The organism is Thermalbibacter longus, assembly GCF_023806485.1.
Lineage (GTDB): Bacteria > Chloroflexota > Chloroflexia > Thermomicrobiales > Thermomicrobiaceae > Thermalbibacter > Thermalbibacter longus.
Genome location: NZ_JAMSLR010000011.1, coordinates 64,573 through 80,093, shown reverse-complemented (window position 1 = coordinate 80,093; position 15,521 = coordinate 64,573). Strand labels below are relative to the sequence as shown.

The window sequence follows — 15,521 nt, the reverse complement described above, 5'->3', positions numbered from 1 at the left end:
ACTCGCACCCCGCTACGAGCCGGGCGTCAGCACGATCACGCTCACCGTCTCTCCCAAATCAGCCTTCCTGATCGACAGCGAATCCTGTGGCGTTACGTCGCTCACCCCCATCTGGCGCAAGAAGCGATCCAGCGGATCGCGCTCGTGGTCTCCACGCTCAGTGCGGTACTGGAGCGGGATAACGATGCTCGGCTCCACCTGGCCGATGATTTCGACCGCGCGCTCGGCGTCGATCGTCGGGCCGCCCCCGACCGGGACGAGCAGGATATCGACCATGCTGAGCTGCTCCGCCTGCTCGTCGGTCAGGACATGGCCGATATCGCCGAGGTGGCAGATCACGAGATCCTCGACCTCGAGCAGGTAGCTAGTGTTCTTACCCAATCGCCGGCCACCCTCGTCGTCATGATATGTCCGGATACCGGTGATGAACGTGTCCTTGATCTCGTACTCGCCAGGCCCGGTGATCGCGCGAAACCCCGGTCGCACCAGATCGAGCGCGTTGTGACCCGGATGGGGATGGCTGATGGTGACGATATCTGCCCGCTGGCGCCCCATCGTGTACCCACTGGAGGGCGGCACCGGGTCCATGAGCACGGTGACATCGCGGCCTCGCACTCGCACACACGCGTGGCCGAACCACTTGATCTCCGCCATCGCTCCGGTTCCTATTCGGCGATTGGCTTATGGCCTGTCAGATGGGCGTCGGGAAGTGAGGACTTCCAGCGGCCTGCCTGAGTATACCCGTGTCCGTTCACCCGTGCAACCGTTCTAGTGCACCGCAGAGCCATTCACGGCCCGGCGCAGGCGGCACCGGCGACAGGAGCGCGCCGTGTCCTAGCTCAACCCTCGCCCTCACCCAGATCCTCACCACGATCGAGCGTGTCCAGGACACGGCGGATGACGTCCCAGTCGAACCCGCGCCGCTGGAGCGCGCCGGTGAGCCGGCGGCGGCGGGTCACCGGATCCAGCCCGGCCAGGCGAGAGAGGTGTTTCGACGCGACCGCTCGCGCAGCCGCCTCCTCGTCGAGATCGGCTGCCTCGACCGTTTCGAGCACGGTCTCCGGGTCGATCCCCTTCGAACGGAGCTCGAACTCCAGCAGCCGCCGGCCCCGAGGGCCCGTCACCTGCCGATGCTCCACCCACAGGCGGGCGAACTCCGCATCGTCGAGGTAACGCCAGCCGCGCAGTCGCTCGATCGCAGCCTCGATCGCCGGCTCGCCGAAGCCCTTGCGCTTCAGCCGGTCGCGGGTCTCGCGCTCCGACCTGGGTCGAACCGCGAGGAGCCGGAGGCCCGCCTGTACCGCCCGCTCGACCTCGTCGGCAGCGCGCAGCGCGGCGACCTCGTCGACGCTGAGGCTCCGCCCCACATACAGGTTGTAGCGCGCAGCCAGCACACGGCTCAGCCCGAACGCGAACTCACCATCGAGGTAAACGGAGACCCGCTCGGGATCGCGTGCCTGGTCTTCAAGGGCCGTGATGGTGCCGCCAGAAGACATAACACCCCACCCGCTTCTTACAGAAGTATGCACCTGGTCACCCCTCGCTGGCATAGTTAGTGCGCTGCAGGGGGAGGCGAGAGCAGGATGACGCTCGCTCCAACAGCGCGACGGAGGCAGGCACGGACACTCGGCCAGCAGTTCGTCAGGCTCGTTACGATCTCGTTCACGCTCGGAGGTCTTGCCGGCGCACTGGCGCTCACGACCGTCGCCGTCGCGATCTACCACGATGCGCGCACGGATGAGCGCACTCCATCCGACGGCATCCTGGTACTCGGAGCCGCGCAGATCAACGGCCGCCCGACTCGAGCCTTCCGAGCCCGATTGGATCACGCCTTCGAGCTCTACCAACAGGGATACGCGCCTGCTGTCGTGCTGGTCGGCGGGACAGCGAGCCCGCTCGAGCCGACCGAAGCTGAAGTCGGCGCGGCCTACCTGGCAGAGCGGGGCATCCCCCGGTCGTCGCTGATCGTCGTCCCGGAGGGTCGCGACACCTGGCACAGCCTGGAAGCAGCGCGACCGGCAATGGAGCAGGCCGGGCTCCGCCAGCTTCTCGTGGTGAGCGACGGCTTTCACCTGTTCCGCGCCAAGCGCATGGTCGAAGACCTGGGCTTCCAGGCTCTCGGCTCACCAGCGCCGAACAGCCCGATCCGCCCCGGCAGCCCACTCGAGCTTACCTATATGATCCGGGAGCTGGTGGCCTACCTGGCTTATCTGGCCGGCCTCCGCTGAGTGGCGAGGTCTTCCAGGAAGGTTGCGGCCACCCGCAGCCCTTCGGCAAAGTGACCTGGTTCAGCTCCGAGCCCGATCCGCAGATGCCCTTCGAAGCCGAACGCCGAACCGGGCGCAAGCATGACGCTCGCCTCGGCCGCAAGGCGGTCCGCCAGCTCACGCGACGGCACGTCCAGGTGGTAACGCAGCAGCCCGAGCAACCCGCCGCGCGGTGGCACCCAGTCGATGAGCCCCTCGCGCTCCTCGATCCACCGCTCCAGAGTAGCGAGATTTCGCGCAGCGATCGCGTGGGCCCGGGCGATCAGCCGATCTCGGTGGCGCAACGCGACCGTCGCAAGGAAGTCGCTCAATTTGCCGGGGCTGAGCGTGATGTAGTCTCGCAGGCCCCAGCAGGCGGTCGCGATCTCGACCGGAGCCACGAGCCAGCCGATCCGCAGACCAGGCAGCCCGAACGGCTTCGAGAGCGTGCCAACGCTGATGGCGCGTGGCCCCAGGTCGCGGGCCGGGCCGGCCAGCGGCTCGCGTCCCGGCAACTCCAGCCAGCGGTAGGCCTCGTCGCTCAACAGCCACGCGCCGGCCTGCTCGGCGATCGCGTAGATCTGCTCCAGCTCAGCCTGGCTCAGCGTCGCGCCGGTCGGGTTGTGAGGAGTATTGACCACGATCAGCCGAGTACGAGGGGTGACCAGCCGTCTCAGCTCGTCCAGATCGAAGCGGAAGCCGTTCTCGCGGCGGAGCTGCCAGAGACTGACCTCCGCGCCGACGGCTTCGGGCACGCTGTAGAGCTGCTGGTAGGCGGGATAGACGGCGACCACGTGGTCGCCCGGCCGGAGCAGCACATTACAGAGTAGAAAGTTCGCCTCGATGGCGCCGGTAGTGACCAACACGTCATCCGGGCTCGCCTCGCGGTAGAGACCGGCGATCAGCTCGCGCAGCTCAGCCGTTCCACGCGCCTCGCTGTAGCCCAGCCTGGTGGCGAGCATTCCCCGCAGCGCCGCTTCGGGGTCAGGCTCGAGGGCGAGCAGCTCCTCGACCGCCTGCGGCTGTATGCCGCTCTCGGCCAGGTCGTACCGCACCCGGGTCTCCCAAGTCGTCATCCAGCGCTCGAGGGCGAACGGTTGGATCTCCACCTGGCTTCTCCTCTCCGGCCGCCCACGACAGTTGCGACCGTGCTCGCGCTCCATCCTGCTGGCTCAGTCCCAATCCAGACGCCTGCAGCTCGCCCGCGGCTACGAGAGATAGCGCGGGTAGGTGCGTCGCGCTACTGCGGTGGCTTCCAGATCGATCTCAACGGTTGCGAACGGTTGCACGGTGCTCGTCTCGGCCAGGACTTCGCCTTCAGGGTCGATGACCCAGCCCCGGCCCCCGAAGCGAAACGCCGGGTCGAGCGCTGCATCTCCAGCACGGTTGGAGGAGAGCACGTAGGCGCCGGACACGATAGCCGCCATGCGCGCCGCCACCAACCAGCGGTCGTGTCCCCCAGTGGCGCGGGGGACGGCGATGAGCTGCGCTCCCTGCCGGCCGTAGTGCCGCGCCCGCTCGGGGAACATCGCGTCGCTGCAGACGAGGAACCCGATAGCCACCCCCTCGACGCTCGCCACGGCGAACGCATCCGGCCCCGGGTCGAACCAGCGAGCCTCGAAAAAGCCCTCGTGATCCGGCAGGAAGCGCTTCTCGTGCACCGGCTGGTAACCCTCGCCTGTCGTCCAGGCGAAGGCCTGATTGAGCCGCGCGCCGCCGCGCTCCACCGGTCGAGAGCCCAGGACAATCGCAGCGCCCAGTTCGCCGAGCCGCCCCAGCAATTCCTGGTGCGCGACCACCGCAGCTTGCCAGACCTCTGGCCGGAACTGTGGTATCCCACAGAACCAGGCTACGGCTGGCATCTCCGGGAGCAGCACCAGATCGCTCTGCTCCTCCCGGACATGCTGGACGAGCTGACTCCAGGCCCGGGCGAAGCCCTCAGCGCCGTCAGGGAGCTCGCAGACCGTAACGCGCACGCGACGGGTCCTCTCTCAGGCACACGAGTGCCCGGGCAGCTACCGGCCCGGGCACTCGCCCGCCTACCCGACTACCAGGTTAACCAGTTTGCCGGGGACGTACACCGCGCGCCGCACCGGCTTGCCGTCAAGGTACGGCTGGACTCGCTCGCTCGACTTGGCCAACTCGATGGCCGCCTCCTCGCTGATATCAGCAGGAACCAGGATACGGTCGCGCACGCGGCCGTTGACCTGGACCACCAGCTCGATCATCTCCTCGGCCGCCAGCTCAGGGTCGAAGGCCGGCCAGGCCTGCTGGTGGACGCTATACGGCTTGCCCAGGCGCTCCCAAAGCTCCTCTGCGATGTGCGGCGCGCCCGGCGCCAGCAGCAACACGAGCGTCTCGATCGCTTCCCGCCAGGCCGGCGTCCGGGCTGTGGCTGAATCCTTCAGCCGGAACAGCTCGTTGACGAACTCCATCATCCGGGCAATAGCGGTGTTGAAGCCGAAGTGCTCGAAGTCCTCGGTGACGGCCTTGATCGTCCGGTGCATGAACCGGCGCAGCCTGACCGCCTCCTCGTCGTCCGGACGATCCGGTGATATCTCCGCGGTGTCGATGACGACCGTCCAGACCCGGTTCAGGAAGCGCTGGATGCCGGTGACGCCGCGCGAGCTCCACGGACCGCCCTGTTCCCAGGGACCGACGAACATCAGGTACAGTCGCACCGTGTCGGCGCCCATCTGCGCGACCAGCTCGTCCGGGTCCACGACGTTCCCTCGGCTCTTGGACATCTTCTCCCCGTCCTCACCCAGGATCACGCCGTGGTTGAACAGCCGAGCGAACGGCTCGCGGTGGTTGACCAAGCCTAGGTCAGCCAGGGCCTTCGTCCAGAAGCGGGAGTACAGGAGATGCAGGATGGCGTGCTCGATCCCGCCGGTGTACTGGTCGACCGGCGTCCAGTACTCGACCTTGGCCCGGTCGAACGGCTGCTCCTGGTCGTGCGGGCTCAGATAGCGATACCAGTACCAAGAGGAGTCGACGAAGGTGTCCATCGTATCGGTCTCGCGCCGGGCTGGCCCGCCGCACTGCGGACACGTAGCGCTGACGAACGCCTCGTGGGTGACCAACGGCGACTGGCCGGTCGGCATGAACTCGGCGTCCTCGGGCAGCACCACCGGCAACTGGTCTTCCGGCACCGGCACCATCCCGCAGCGGTCGCAGTAGATGATCGGAATCGGCGTGCCCCAGTAGCGCTGGCGCGAGATCAGCCAGTCTCGCAGCCGGTAGGTCACCTCCCTCTTGCCCAGGCCCTGCTCCTCCAGCCAGCGGACGGTGCGGGCGATCGCCTCCTCGCCCGGCGTGCCGGTCAGCGGGCCGGAGTTGATCATCCGCCCGTAGGTGTCGTAGAACAGCACCTCGCGGTAGAAGTCGACATCCCACAGCATCTCGGCGACCGTCCGCGCCGGTCGGACGCCTGGGTCCAGTGCCTGGCAACGGGCCAGTGCCCGTCGCTCGTCCGCCAGCGTGCCGACCTCGATCACCTCGCCGCCGCCGATGACGATCTGCCAGCCACTGCCGCCGACGACCGAGGTCCAGGAGCCAGGCAGCAGGTGCGCCTGCGCCAGGGCGACGTAGCGCTCCCGGTCGCGGTCGTCCAGCGTCACGTACAGGCTGCCCTCGCGCTCCTCGAAGGCGAACCCGGCTTCCCGCAGCGCCGCCGGCAGGGTGTCACGGTAGCTGCCGCGCCGTACCAGACTCCGAGCCTGCTCGCCCGGCCCCGCGATCACCGGGATGACCGGTAGGCCGAACTTCAGCGCGAACTCGAAGTCGCGCTCGTCGTGCGCTGGTACGGCCATGATCGCGCCGGTGCCGTAGCCCATCAGCACGTAGTCGGCGATCCAGATCGGGATCCGCTCGCCGTTGACCGGGTTGAACGCGTAGGCGCCGATGAACACGCCGGTCTTCTCGCGCTCGGTCGACGTCCGCTCGATATCGCTCTCGCGGCGCGCCTGCTGCACGTAGGCCTCCACCTCGGCCCGGCGCTCGGGCGTTGTCAGCTTCTCGACCAGCGGGTGCTCCGGCGCCAGCACCATGAAGGTCGCGCCCCACAGCGTGTCGGGACGGGTGGTGAATACCTCGATCGGATCGCCGGACTCGGCCCGGAAGACGACGCGGGCACCCTCCGAGCGGCCGATCCAGTTGCGCTGCATGGTCACGACCTGCTCGGGCCACTCGATGCCCTCGAAGTTCAGCAACTCCTCGGCATAGGCCGTGATCCGCAGGAACCACTGTTCCAGATCACGACGATAGACCTCGGCGCCACAGCGCTCGCATCGGCCGTCGATCACCTGCTCGTTGGCCAGCACCGTCTGGTCGTTCGGGCACCACCAGACCGGCGCCAGGGCCCGGTAGGCCAGGCCACGCTTGTAGAACTGCAGGAAGAACCACTGGTTCCAGCGGTAGTACTCCGGCAGGCAGGTGATGATCTCCTTGCTCCAGTCGAACATCGCGCCCATCGAGCGCAGTTGCTCCTTCATCCGCGCGATGTTCTGCATCGTCCAGGTATACGGATGGATGCCGTGCCGGATAGCCGCGTTCTCCGCGGGCAGACCGAACGCGTCGAACCCGAAGGGGAACAGCACGTTGTAGCCGCGCATCCGGCGGTAGCGGGCCGCCGCGTCGGCCGGCGCGTAGGAGAACCAGTGGCCGATGTGCAGGTTGCCGGAGGGATACGGGAACATCACCAGGTGATACCACTTGGGGCGGGTGGGGTCTTCGGTCACGTTCCGGTAGATCCCGGTCTCCTCCCAAGCGCGCTGCCACTTCGGCTCGATCACCTGCGGCCGGTAGCTCTCGGTTCGGCGCCTCTTCGCTGTCGTCGCCATGACGAACCTCCGTCGCTCTCCCATGCCTCGATACAGTCAAGACGGCTATTCCGTGTCGCGCACCGATGGAGGTGCTTCCACAAGGGATCGGCCTCCCAGCAGCGGGAGGCCGACCACAACGTTTCCTCCTCAGCGGCTACCCGAGACACGGCCTCCCGCTGCTCGCTGCAGCCCCTCTCCGGGGCCGACTAAGCGAGCCACCGAGCCGCTGGCCGGTTGCCCATCGGCGATTGGTTGGCCGCGTCGCCCACATGTTCGCCTCGAGAATCGAGACGGCCCGTCCACGAAGGGACGGGCCGTGCCGTGGTACCACCCTACTTGGCGTCGCACCGGATACGGTCCGACGCCCACTCTCTGCGCGATAACGGGCACAACCCGGCGCCGGCTACTCGACCACTTCACCGGCGCGGCTCTGGGACGAGTTCGCGCGCTGGAACCAGACCGGGCTCTCACCACACCCCGGCTCGCTGACCGGCCAGGCGCGCTACTGCTTCCCTTCGGCGCCTTCATGCAGGAATCTAGCAGAATGTCTGCCCGGCTGTCAAGCGAGCGGGCGTTCAGGAGGTATCGCTCCTGGCCGGTCTGACCAGACTCGTCTCGCCGATTCCGCGCCTCGCAGAACCACACAGCATCGGAGCAGCTTCTGGTAGGCTCTAGAGCGGAGGTGAAGCCGGTGCGGTTCGATGTCTTCACGATCTTCCCAGGCATCTTCGCCGGCCCGCTCAACGAGAGCATCCTCAAGCGCGCGCAGGAGCAGGGGCTGGTCTCGATCCATCTCCACAATATCCGCGACTGGGCGACTGACCGCCATCGCTCGGTGGACGACGAGCCATACGGCGGCGGCCCGGGCATGGTCATGATGGCCCCGCCGATCGTGCACGCAGTAGAGGCGATCCTCGGGCCGGAGCTCGAGCAGACGCCAGTCATCCTGCTCACGCCTTCGGGCGAGGTGTTCAACCAGGACATCGCCCGCGAGCTGGCCCAGTACCCCCGGCTGGCCCTGATCTGCGGCCGCTACGAAGGGATCGACGACCGGGTACGCGTCATCCTCCGGGCGCGCGAGCTGTCGATCGGCGACTACGTGCTGACGGGCGGAGAGCTGGCGGCGGCGGTGATCATCGACGTCGTGTCCCGCCTGGTACCCGGAGTGATCGACCCGGAGTCGTTGGCCGAGGAGTCGCACACCTCGGGCCTGCTCGAGTACCCCCAGTACACGCGGCCGCCGGTGTTTCGGGGCCTGGGCGTGCCCGACATCCTGCTCAGCGGCAACCACGCCCGCATCGCCGAGTGGCGTCGCCAGCAGGCGCTCTGCCGAACCCGGGCGCGGCGGCCCGACCTGCTCGCCAGGGCGCAGCTAACGGAGAAAGACCGTCGCTTGCTCGAGGGCTGCCCACCAGACCCGTTCGCGCCGTGGACACCGCCGGAAGAGCCGGCGAGTACTTAGAGCAGTCGTCAGAGCACGCGAAAATGTTCGAGGGAGAACAGTTGAAAGGAGAAGATGGTGTCGCCGCTGCCGATGAATCCAGGCTCACTGCTGAGCTGGCTGCTGGTGGGCCTGCTGGCGGGCTGGCTAGCCGGCCTGTTGACGCGCGGCCGAGGCTTCGGCTGTCTGGGAAACATCGCTGTCGGGTTGCTCGGAGCTGTCGTCGGCGGTTACCTGTTCACCTTGCTCGGCGTCCGCGGCCCCACCGGGTTCATCGGGAGCGTCGTGATCGCCTGTGTCGGCGCCGCCGCGCTCTTGGTCGTGCTCAATCTCGTGGCGCGGCCGCGGTAGGACTGATTCGGGTGCGCGGGGGCATCCCAGGGTGAGCGAACCGATACCGGACACGGGACGGATGAGCAACACAGCGCGAGAAGCGCTCGTCATCGTTAGAGACCTGGTCAAGATCTACCGGCAGGGCCGGCGAGAAGTCCCGGCGCTGCGCGGTCTCTCGCTCGACATCGCCCGAGGCGAGTGGGTGGCGATCGTCGGGCCGTCCGGGTGCGGCAAGTCGACGCTGCTCAACCTGATCGCTGGGATCGACCGGCCGACGTCCGGCTCCGTCCAGGTCGCCGGACAGGAGATCAGTGCGCTCGGCGAAGAGGCGCTGGCCCGCTGGAGACGCTACAACGTCGGGATCGTCTTCCAGTTCTTCCAGCTCATGCCGACGCTCACCGCGGTCGAGAACGTCGAGCTCCCGCTGGTGCTGGCCCGGCGTCCTCAGGGTAGGAAGCGGGCCATGGAGCTGCTGGAGCGACTCGGGATCGCTCACCTCGCGAACCATCTCCCGAGCGAGCTCTCCGGCGGGGAGCAGCAGCGGGTGGCGATCGCCCGGGCGCTAGCCAACGACCCTGCGCTGCTGCTCGCCGACGAGCCAACCGGCAACCTCGACTCCGAGTCTGGCCAGCAGGTGATGCGGCTCTTCCACGAGCTGTGGCAAGCTGGCCACACTGTGATCCTCGTGACCCACGATCCGGTCATCGCCTCGTGGGCCGGGCGCACGGTCGAGCTGCGCGACGGCCAGGTCGCGCGCGATTCGCTGATCGCTCCCGCAGCTCCGGCGGCGCAACTGGACTCCGTGGCGGCACTGGGCAAACCGCGCCGCGCTCGATAGCCCGAAGACAGGTCGTGCCGTCCGTCCGGAACCTGTGCCCCCGCGAGCCGAACCGCGCGGCGGAGAGATCGCTCCTCTTGTCGCTCCTCACCGTGGCGTGCTATACTGTCACTCGCGGACAAGCCGGGCGAGAGCGACCGGCATAATAGGCCGAAGTGGCGGAACTGGCAGACGCGCTACGTTCAGGGCGTAGTGGGCGTGAGCCCGTGGGAGTTCAAATCTCCCCTTCGGCACCACCGGTCCGGGAGCGCCATGGCGCTCCCGTGAGGTGATGTTGGGCAGGGCGGTCGCTGGCCTGATGGCCAGAGGAAAGTCCGAGCTGCACAGAGCGAGGGTGCCTGGCGCAAGCCAGGGCAGCGCAGACCGGTGGCGCTGACAGTCCAGATCGGCACGTCGGCTTCGGCCGGCGTGAGAGCAACAGAGACGATGACCGGACCCGAGTGGTCCGGGGTGAAAAGGGCAATCCTCCCCGCAGCAATCTCCGATCGGGCCGCTCGCAGGTGGCTCGCCGAGGCCCGAGGATGAGAGCAGCCGCGGAGGTGACGAAGCGGCCGTCCGCGGGAGACCGCGGGCGAGAGAGATGACCGCCGCGAACAGAACTCGGCTTACTCGCCCAACGTCACCTATTTTTGTGCGGTGCCTCTAGCTCAATGGCAGAGCGCTGGTCTGTGGAACCAGTGGTTGCGGGTTCGAATCCCGTGAGGCACCCCGGCAACACCCCGGCACAGGCCGGGGTGTCTGCTCTCCCGCAGGGTGTCACCGGGAACGATCCTCCGCCGCGCTGAGCCGCCTCGACGCCAGCCGGCACGCCCCATCGACGATCACCTAGGCAGTCATCGTATTGCCTCCGCGGCACTCCACGACTCTCGGCCCGCACCCGAGTGCTCTGGCCCCAGTTGGCCACCGGAGGAGCAGCGCGTGGCGGCCGCCGCCGCGCCCTCTGGCCATGCGCGCACCCGGCGGGCCACACTTACCGGAAACTGGTCTGGAGGGAGCGAGACGGATGGCGAGGCGGACGCCGAGGCAGCACGACGCCGAGCGGCAGCCCTGGTTGGCTCGGGCCGCCGCGCTCAGCGTCTCGGCACTCTTGTTGCTCGGTCTCCTGGCGGGAGCCGTGTCGCAGTGCGGCTCGCCTTCCTCCTCGACTGAGGAGCCCCTGGCCATCGAGATCACGGTTACACCCGGCGCCGAGGAGGCGCGGCTACGCCAGCGTCTCGCGGAGAACCCCGAGGATGTCGGCGCGATGATCGCTCTGGCCGACCTGCTGAGCAATACCGGTCGCGGTATCGAGGCTGTCGAGCTCTACGAGCAGGCGATCCAGCTTCGACCGGACGATGCCACGCTGCGCGTCGCCCTGGGCCGCACGCTCCTCAACTACGGCTATTACGCCGATGCCGAGATCCAGCTCCAGCGGGCCCACGAGCTCGACGCGAGCGACCCCGCCGCGCTGTACTTCCTGGGACAGGTCTACGAGTCCCGCTCGCCCCCGGATACCCAGCAGGCCCGCGCGATGTACGAGCAGGTCGTCGAGATAGCCCCGGATTCCCCCTATGGACGGCTAGCGCGCCAGCGACTCGATGCCCTCCAGTGAGCGGCGGCAGGCTGGTAAGATGGACACCGCTGGGTGTCGTGGATCGCGGCGACCGAGAGGACGACAGGATGTCACACCCGGGTGATCCCTCGCCGATCAGCCTGGAACTGTTGGAAATCCTCGCCTGCCCTGCCTGCAAGTCGCCCGTCGAGCTGAAGGGGGATCGACTCGTCTGCCAGGGCTGCGGGCGGCGCTACCGGATCGAAGACGGCATCCCGATCATGCTTATCGACGAGGCAGAACTACCGGACCCCTCCGGTTCAGCCGGCTGAAGGCTCGGCAATCATCGAACACCTGTTCGCCATCGCGTATACTTGTCCAGGCATCCACCCTCGATGGTGACGGGGGAGAGCTGATGGGAGCGCGGATGGTATCCGGCTGGCGCCGGGAAGATGACCAACCGATCGAGGCAACGCTGCGGCCGCGCCGGCTCAGCGAGTACATCGGCCAGGACAAGGTGAAGGAGAGCCTGGCCATCGCCATCCGCGCCGCCCAGGAGCGCGGCGAGCCGCTGGATCACCTGCTCTTCTACGGCCCGCCCGGTCTCGGCAAGACGACGCTGGCCGGCATCATCGCGGCCGAGATGGGCGTGAGTCTCCGGGTCACGACCGGGCCAGCGATCGAGCGTGCCGGTGATCTGGTGTCGATCCTCACCAACCTGAGTCCAGGCGACGTGCTGTTCATCGACGAGATCCACCGGCTCAACCGGCTGGTCGAAGAAGTCCTCTACCCGGCCATGGAGGACTTCGTCGTCGACATCGTGATCGGGAAGGGGCCGGCCGCCCGGAGCATGCGGCTGAGCCTGCCGCGCTTCACCTTGGTCGGCGCGACGACCCGGCTGGCGCTGCTCACCTCACCGCTGCGCGACCGCTTCGGTTCCACGTACCGGCTGGACTTCTACGACCAGGCAGCCATGATCCAGATCTTGAACCGCGCCGCCAGAATCCTCGACATCGCGCTCCTGCCGGAAGGGGCTGAGGAGATCGCCCGACGCTCTCGCGGGACTCCACGAGTCGGCTTGCGTCTCCTCAAGCGTGTGCGCGACTTCGCCCAGGTGCGCGCTGACGGGGTGATCACCGGCGAGGTCGCGCAGACGGCGCTCGCCATGCTGGCCATCGACGAGCTGGGCCTCGACGAGGTAGACCGGCTCATCCTTCGCGCTATCATCGAGAAGTTCGACGGTGGGCCGGTCGGCGTCCAGACGCTCGCGGCGGCAACCAGCGAGGAGGTCGATACGATCGAGAGCGTTTACGAGCCGTATCTGCTCCAGCTCGGCTTCCTGCAGCGGACGCCACGCGGCCGCGTCGCCACCCGTCGAGCGTACGAGCACCTCGGCATCCCCTTCCCGGTCGAGCGGGTGCCGATCCAGGCATCGTTCCTGGCCGAAGAGGAGGACAGCGAGCTCTGAGCGCCGACATGACCGCGATGGAAGAACCGCTTCGCCTCTCCGAGTACGACTACGAGCTTCCCCCCGAGCTGATCGCCCAGGAGCCGATCGAGCCGCGCGATGCGGCCCGGCTTCTGGTGCTCGATCGCCACACCGGCCGCATCGAGCACCGTATCTTCCGCGAGATCGGGGACTACCTCCAGCCCGGTGATCTGCTCGTCGTCAACGACTCCCGCGTGCTGCCGGCCCGGCTCTTCGGGCGTCGCGCTACCGGAGGGCAGGTCGAACTCCTGCTCCTCCAAGCCCGCAGCGACGGGCACTGGGAGGCGCTGGCCCGGCCAGCACGTCGCCTCCGGCCTGGCGAGGTCATCGCAATCTTGCCCCGGGAAAGCGAGCACGCCCAGCCCGCCCCGGCCACAATCGTCGAGCGGCTGGAGGAGGGCCGCGTCCTGGTACAGCTCCCGCCTGAGGTGCTCGACGCGCTCGACCGCTACGGGCACATGCCGCTGCCGCCGTATATCCGCCGCGCGCTGCGCGATCCCGAGCGGTACCAGACCGTCTATGCCCGCGAGCTCGGCTCGGTCGCTGCCCCCACTGCCGGATTGCACTTCACCCCGGAGCTGCTCGAACGCCTCCAGCGCTCGGGAGTGGGTCTAGCACGCGTGACGCTCCACGTCGGCCTGGGAACGTTCAAGCCGGTACAGGTGGAGGATGCGCGCCAGCACCGGATGCACGCGGAGTGGTACCACGTCCCGGCTGAGACGCTTGCCGCGATCCGCTCGACCAGAGAACAGGGGCGCCGGGTCGTCGCCGTCGGGACGACCTCAGCGCGCACGCTGGAATCGATCCCCGACCGGCTGGACGAGAGCGGAGAGCTCACCGGCTGGACAGACCTCTATATCGTGCCTGGCCACCGCTGGCGAGTCGTCGACGCCTTGATCACGAACTTCCATCTGCCACGCAGCACGCTACTGCTACTCGTCTCCAGCTTCGCGGGTCGCGAGCTGATCTTCCGGGCCTACCGGGAAGCAGTCGAGCGAGGCTATCGCTTCTACAGCTTCGGCGACGCTATGCTCATTCTCTAGGAAAAGACGTCTAGCGAAGAAGTCCAGGTTCGGGTAGGCTGTGCAGCGAGCAGCCCACGCCGGCCCACCTCGCCTCCAGGGCTGGTTCTTTCGGTCGTCAGCGTCGACGGCCATCCTCACGGCGTCAACGACGACGCGTCGAGAGCGCAAGCGAAACCCGGGACAGGAGGGGATACAGCGCATGGCGACCATAACGGAGAAGACCGCACCTTCGAAGCTCATCGACTCCGCGTTTCGAGACCTCGGAGAGCTGCACCGTAATCTCTCCACCGCCGTCCTCTACGAGCATGCCCTGCGCCGCGGCGAGGCAACGCTCTCGGCCGACGGGCCGCTGGTATGCCTCACCGGCAAGCGAACGGGCCGTTCTCCGAAGGACAAGTTCATCGTGCACGAGCACTCCTCGGTCGACGAGGTCTGGTGGGAGGGTAACCAGCCGTTCGATCCCGGTCGGTTCGAGCAGTTGCTGCATCGCGTTGCCGCCTACCTCCAGGGACGCGACCTCTACGTACAGGATCTCTTTGTCTGTGCCGACCCGCGTTATCGGCGGGTCGTCCGCGTGGTCACCGAAATGGCCTGGCATAGCCTCTTCGCGCGAAACCTGTTCATCCGGCCCAAACCGGGAACGCGACTCCCGGCCCCGGATCTCACGGTAATCTGCGTGCCTGGCTTCCGGGCCGTTCCGGAGATCGACGGCACCAGATCCGAGACCTTCATCATTCTCAATTTCGCCCGCCGGATGGTGCTGATCGGCGGAACCGGCTACGCGGGCGAGATCAAGAAGTCGGTCTTCACCGCGCTTAACTTCTACCTGCCTCGCCAGGGAATCCTCACGATGCATTGCTCAGCCAACGTCGGTTCCCGAGAGGACACCGCGCTGTTCTTCGGTCTCTCCGGCACTGGCAAGACGACGCTCTCCACCGACCCCGAGCGCCCACTGGTCGGAGACGACGAGCACGCCTGGACTGATCAAGGTATCTTCAATCTCGAAGGCGGTTGCTACGCGAAGACTATCCGCATCTCCGCCGAGCACGAGCCAGTCATCTACGCCGCATCGAAGCGCTTCGGGACTGTGCTCGAGAACGTCGTCATCGATCCGGTGACCCGCGAGATCGATTTCGACGACGACTCGCTGACCGAGAACACGCGCGCGGCGTATCCGATCGACTTCGTGCACCCGCACGTCGAGTCGGGCGTCGCCGGTCACCCGAAGACGATCTTCTTCCTGACCGCTGACGCCTTCGGTGTGCTGCCGCCGATCAGCCAGCTCAGTGTCGAGCAAGCGATGCACTACTTCCTCTCTGGCTACACCGCCAAGGTTGCCGGTACCGAGGTCGGGCTGACCGCGCCGCAGGCGACGTTCAGCACCTGTTTCGGCGCCCCGTTCCTGGCCCTGCCTCCCTCGGTGTACGCCGAGCAGCTCGGCCAGCGCATCCGCGCGCACGGCGCGCGCGTCTGGCTGGTCAACACCGGCTGGACTGGTGGCCCGTACGGGGTCGGCCACCGCATCCCGATCGGCTATACCCGGGCCATGGTACACGCCGCGCTCGATGGCTCGCTCGACGAGGTGCCGATGTCGCCAGACCCGATCTTCGGCGTGCTCGTACCCGAGCGCTGCCCGGAAGTACCTGACCGGGTGCTCCAGCCCCGCGCCACCTGGCAGGATCCCGACGCCTACGACGCCCAGGCGCGGAAGCTCGCGGCGATGTTTCAGGAGAATTTCGCTCGTTTCGCTGGGTCGGTCGACCGCGAGATCGTCGAGGCAGGGCCACGGCCGTAG

14 protein-coding genes, 2 tRNA genes and 1 other annotated feature are annotated in these 15,521 nt (G+C 67.5%); of the genes, 11 read left to right on the top strand and 5 right to left on the bottom strand.

What is annotated here, in order from left to right; genetic code table 11:
- Positions 1-12: 12 nt before the first annotated feature.
- Entirely contained in the window at positions 13-654 is a 642-nt protein-coding gene (locus NET02_RS13535; RefSeq protein WP_284057958.1) for an MBL fold metallo-hydrolase, read from the bottom strand.
- A 185-nt stretch (positions 655-839) separates the two neighbouring features.
- Positions 840-1,496, bottom strand: a complete 657-nt coding sequence (locus NET02_RS13530) for a regulatory protein RecX (RefSeq protein ID WP_284057957.1) — start codon at positions 1,494-1,496, stop codon at positions 840-842.
- 87 nt (positions 1,497-1,583) lie between these two features.
- Here NET02_RS13530 and NET02_RS13525 point away from each other — a divergent pair, with 87 nt between their 5' ends.
- A complete protein-coding gene (locus tag NET02_RS13525) occupies positions 1,584-2,228 on the top strand; it encodes a YdcF family protein (protein ID WP_284057956.1) in 645 nt (214 codons plus the stop codon).
- Here the strand turns inward: NET02_RS13525 and NET02_RS13520 are convergent.
- The 3 genes from NET02_RS13520 to NET02_RS13510 form a co-directional block, all read right to left on the bottom strand.
- Positions 2,207-3,355 carry an aminotransferase class I/II-fold pyridoxal phosphate-dependent enzyme gene (locus NET02_RS13520; RefSeq protein WP_284057955.1) on the bottom strand — a complete coding sequence of 383 codons (1,149 nt, stop codon included), beginning with the start codon at positions 3,353-3,355 and terminating at the stop codon, positions 2,207-2,209. The genes NET02_RS13525 and NET02_RS13520 overlap by 22 nt on opposite strands.
- A 99-nt stretch (positions 3,356-3,454) precedes the next feature.
- Complete coding sequence (locus NET02_RS13515) at positions 3,455-4,222, bottom strand: carbon-nitrogen hydrolase family protein (protein ID WP_284057954.1); 768 nt, start codon at positions 4,220-4,222, stop codon at positions 3,455-3,457.
- A gap of 63 nt (positions 4,223-4,285) precedes the next feature.
- Positions 4,286-7,087: a leucine--tRNA ligase gene (locus tag NET02_RS13510; protein WP_284057953.1), complete on the bottom strand. Its 2,802-nt coding sequence runs from the start codon at positions 7,085-7,087 to the stop codon at positions 4,286-4,288.
- Positions 7,088-7,371: 284 nt separating this feature from the next.
- Positions 7,372-7,597: a binding site (T-box leader), on the bottom strand.
- A gap of 163 nt (positions 7,598-7,760) precedes the next feature.
- Between NET02_RS13510 and trmD the strand changes: the two genes are divergently transcribed.
- The 10 genes from trmD (at position 7,761) to pckA (ending at position 15,521) form a co-directional block, all read left to right on the top strand.
- On the top strand, positions 7,761-8,531 hold the full coding sequence (trmD, locus tag NET02_RS13505; RefSeq protein WP_284057952.1) for a tRNA (guanosine(37)-N1)-methyltransferase TrmD: 771 nt from the start codon (positions 7,761-7,763) through the stop codon (positions 8,529-8,531).
- A 72-nt stretch (positions 8,532-8,603) separates the two neighbouring features.
- On the top strand, positions 8,604-8,861 hold the full coding sequence (locus NET02_RS13500) for a GlsB/YeaQ/YmgE family stress response membrane protein (protein WP_347711045.1): 258 nt from the start codon (positions 8,604-8,606) through the stop codon (positions 8,859-8,861).
- Positions 8,862-8,892: 31 nt separating this feature from the next.
- Complete coding sequence (locus NET02_RS13495; protein WP_284057950.1) at positions 8,893-9,681, top strand: ABC transporter ATP-binding protein; 789 nt, start codon at positions 8,893-8,895, stop codon at positions 9,679-9,681.
- Between the two features lie 149 nt (positions 9,682-9,830).
- Positions 9,831-9,917, top strand: a tRNA-Leu gene (locus NET02_RS13490).
- Between the two features lie 400 nt (positions 9,918-10,317).
- Positions 10,318-10,389: transfer RNA gene (locus NET02_RS13485), tRNA-His, on the top strand.
- Positions 10,390-10,684: 295 nt separating this feature from the next.
- Positions 10,685-11,272: a tetratricopeptide repeat protein gene (locus NET02_RS13480; RefSeq protein WP_284057949.1), complete on the top strand. Its 588-nt coding sequence runs from the start codon at positions 10,685-10,687 to the stop codon at positions 11,270-11,272.
- A gap of 68 nt (positions 11,273-11,340) precedes the next feature.
- Complete coding sequence (locus NET02_RS13475) at positions 11,341-11,544, top strand: Trm112 family protein (protein ID WP_284057948.1); 204 nt, start codon at positions 11,341-11,343, stop codon at positions 11,542-11,544.
- An 83-nt stretch (positions 11,545-11,627) separates the two neighbouring features.
- The gene (ruvB, locus tag NET02_RS13470; protein ID WP_284057947.1) at positions 11,628-12,680 is read left to right on the top strand and encodes a Holliday junction branch migration DNA helicase RuvB; all 1,053 of its coding nucleotides are present in this window, start codon (positions 11,628-11,630) and stop codon (positions 12,678-12,680) included.
- A gap of 17 nt (positions 12,681-12,697) precedes the next feature.
- Entirely contained in the window at positions 12,698-13,744 is a 1,047-nt protein-coding gene (gene queA, locus NET02_RS13465; protein WP_347711044.1) for a tRNA preQ1(34) S-adenosylmethionine ribosyltransferase-isomerase QueA, read from the top strand.
- Between the two features lie 181 nt (positions 13,745-13,925).
- Entirely contained in the window at positions 13,926-15,521 is a 1,596-nt protein-coding gene (pckA, locus tag NET02_RS13460) for a phosphoenolpyruvate carboxykinase (ATP) (RefSeq protein WP_284057945.1), read from the top strand.

Coding starts and splice junctions, on each gene's coding strand:
- NET02_RS13510 (WP_284057953.1), bottom strand. CDS start 7,087: ATGGCGACGACAGCGAAGAGGCGCCGAACCGAGAGCTACCGGCCGCAG.
- NET02_RS13525 (WP_284057956.1), top strand. CDS start 1,584: ATGACGCTCGCTCCAACAGCGCGACGGAGGCAGGCACGGACACTCGGC.
- NET02_RS13535 (WP_284057958.1), bottom strand. CDS start 654: ATGGCGGAGATCAAGTGGTTCGGCCACGCGTGTGTGCGAGTGCGAGGC.
- NET02_RS13480 (WP_284057949.1), top strand. CDS start 10,685: ATGGCGAGGCGGACGCCGAGGCAGCACGACGCCGAGCGGCAGCCCTGG.
- NET02_RS13530 (WP_284057957.1), bottom strand. CDS start 1,496: ATGTCTTCTGGCGGCACCATCACGGCCCTTGAAGACCAGGCACGCGAT.
- NET02_RS13500 (WP_347711045.1), top strand. CDS start 8,604: ATGAATCCAGGCTCACTGCTGAGCTGGCTGCTGGTGGGCCTGCTGGCG.
- pckA (WP_284057945.1), top strand. CDS start 13,926: ATGGCGACCATAACGGAGAAGACCGCACCTTCGAAGCTCATCGACTCC.
- queA (WP_347711044.1), top strand. CDS start 12,698: ATGGAAGAACCGCTTCGCCTCTCCGAGTACGACTACGAGCTTCCCCCC.
- ruvB (WP_284057947.1), top strand. CDS start 11,628: ATGGGAGCGCGGATGGTATCCGGCTGGCGCCGGGAAGATGACCAACCG.
- NET02_RS13475 (WP_284057948.1), top strand. CDS start 11,341: ATGTCACACCCGGGTGATCCCTCGCCGATCAGCCTGGAACTGTTGGAA.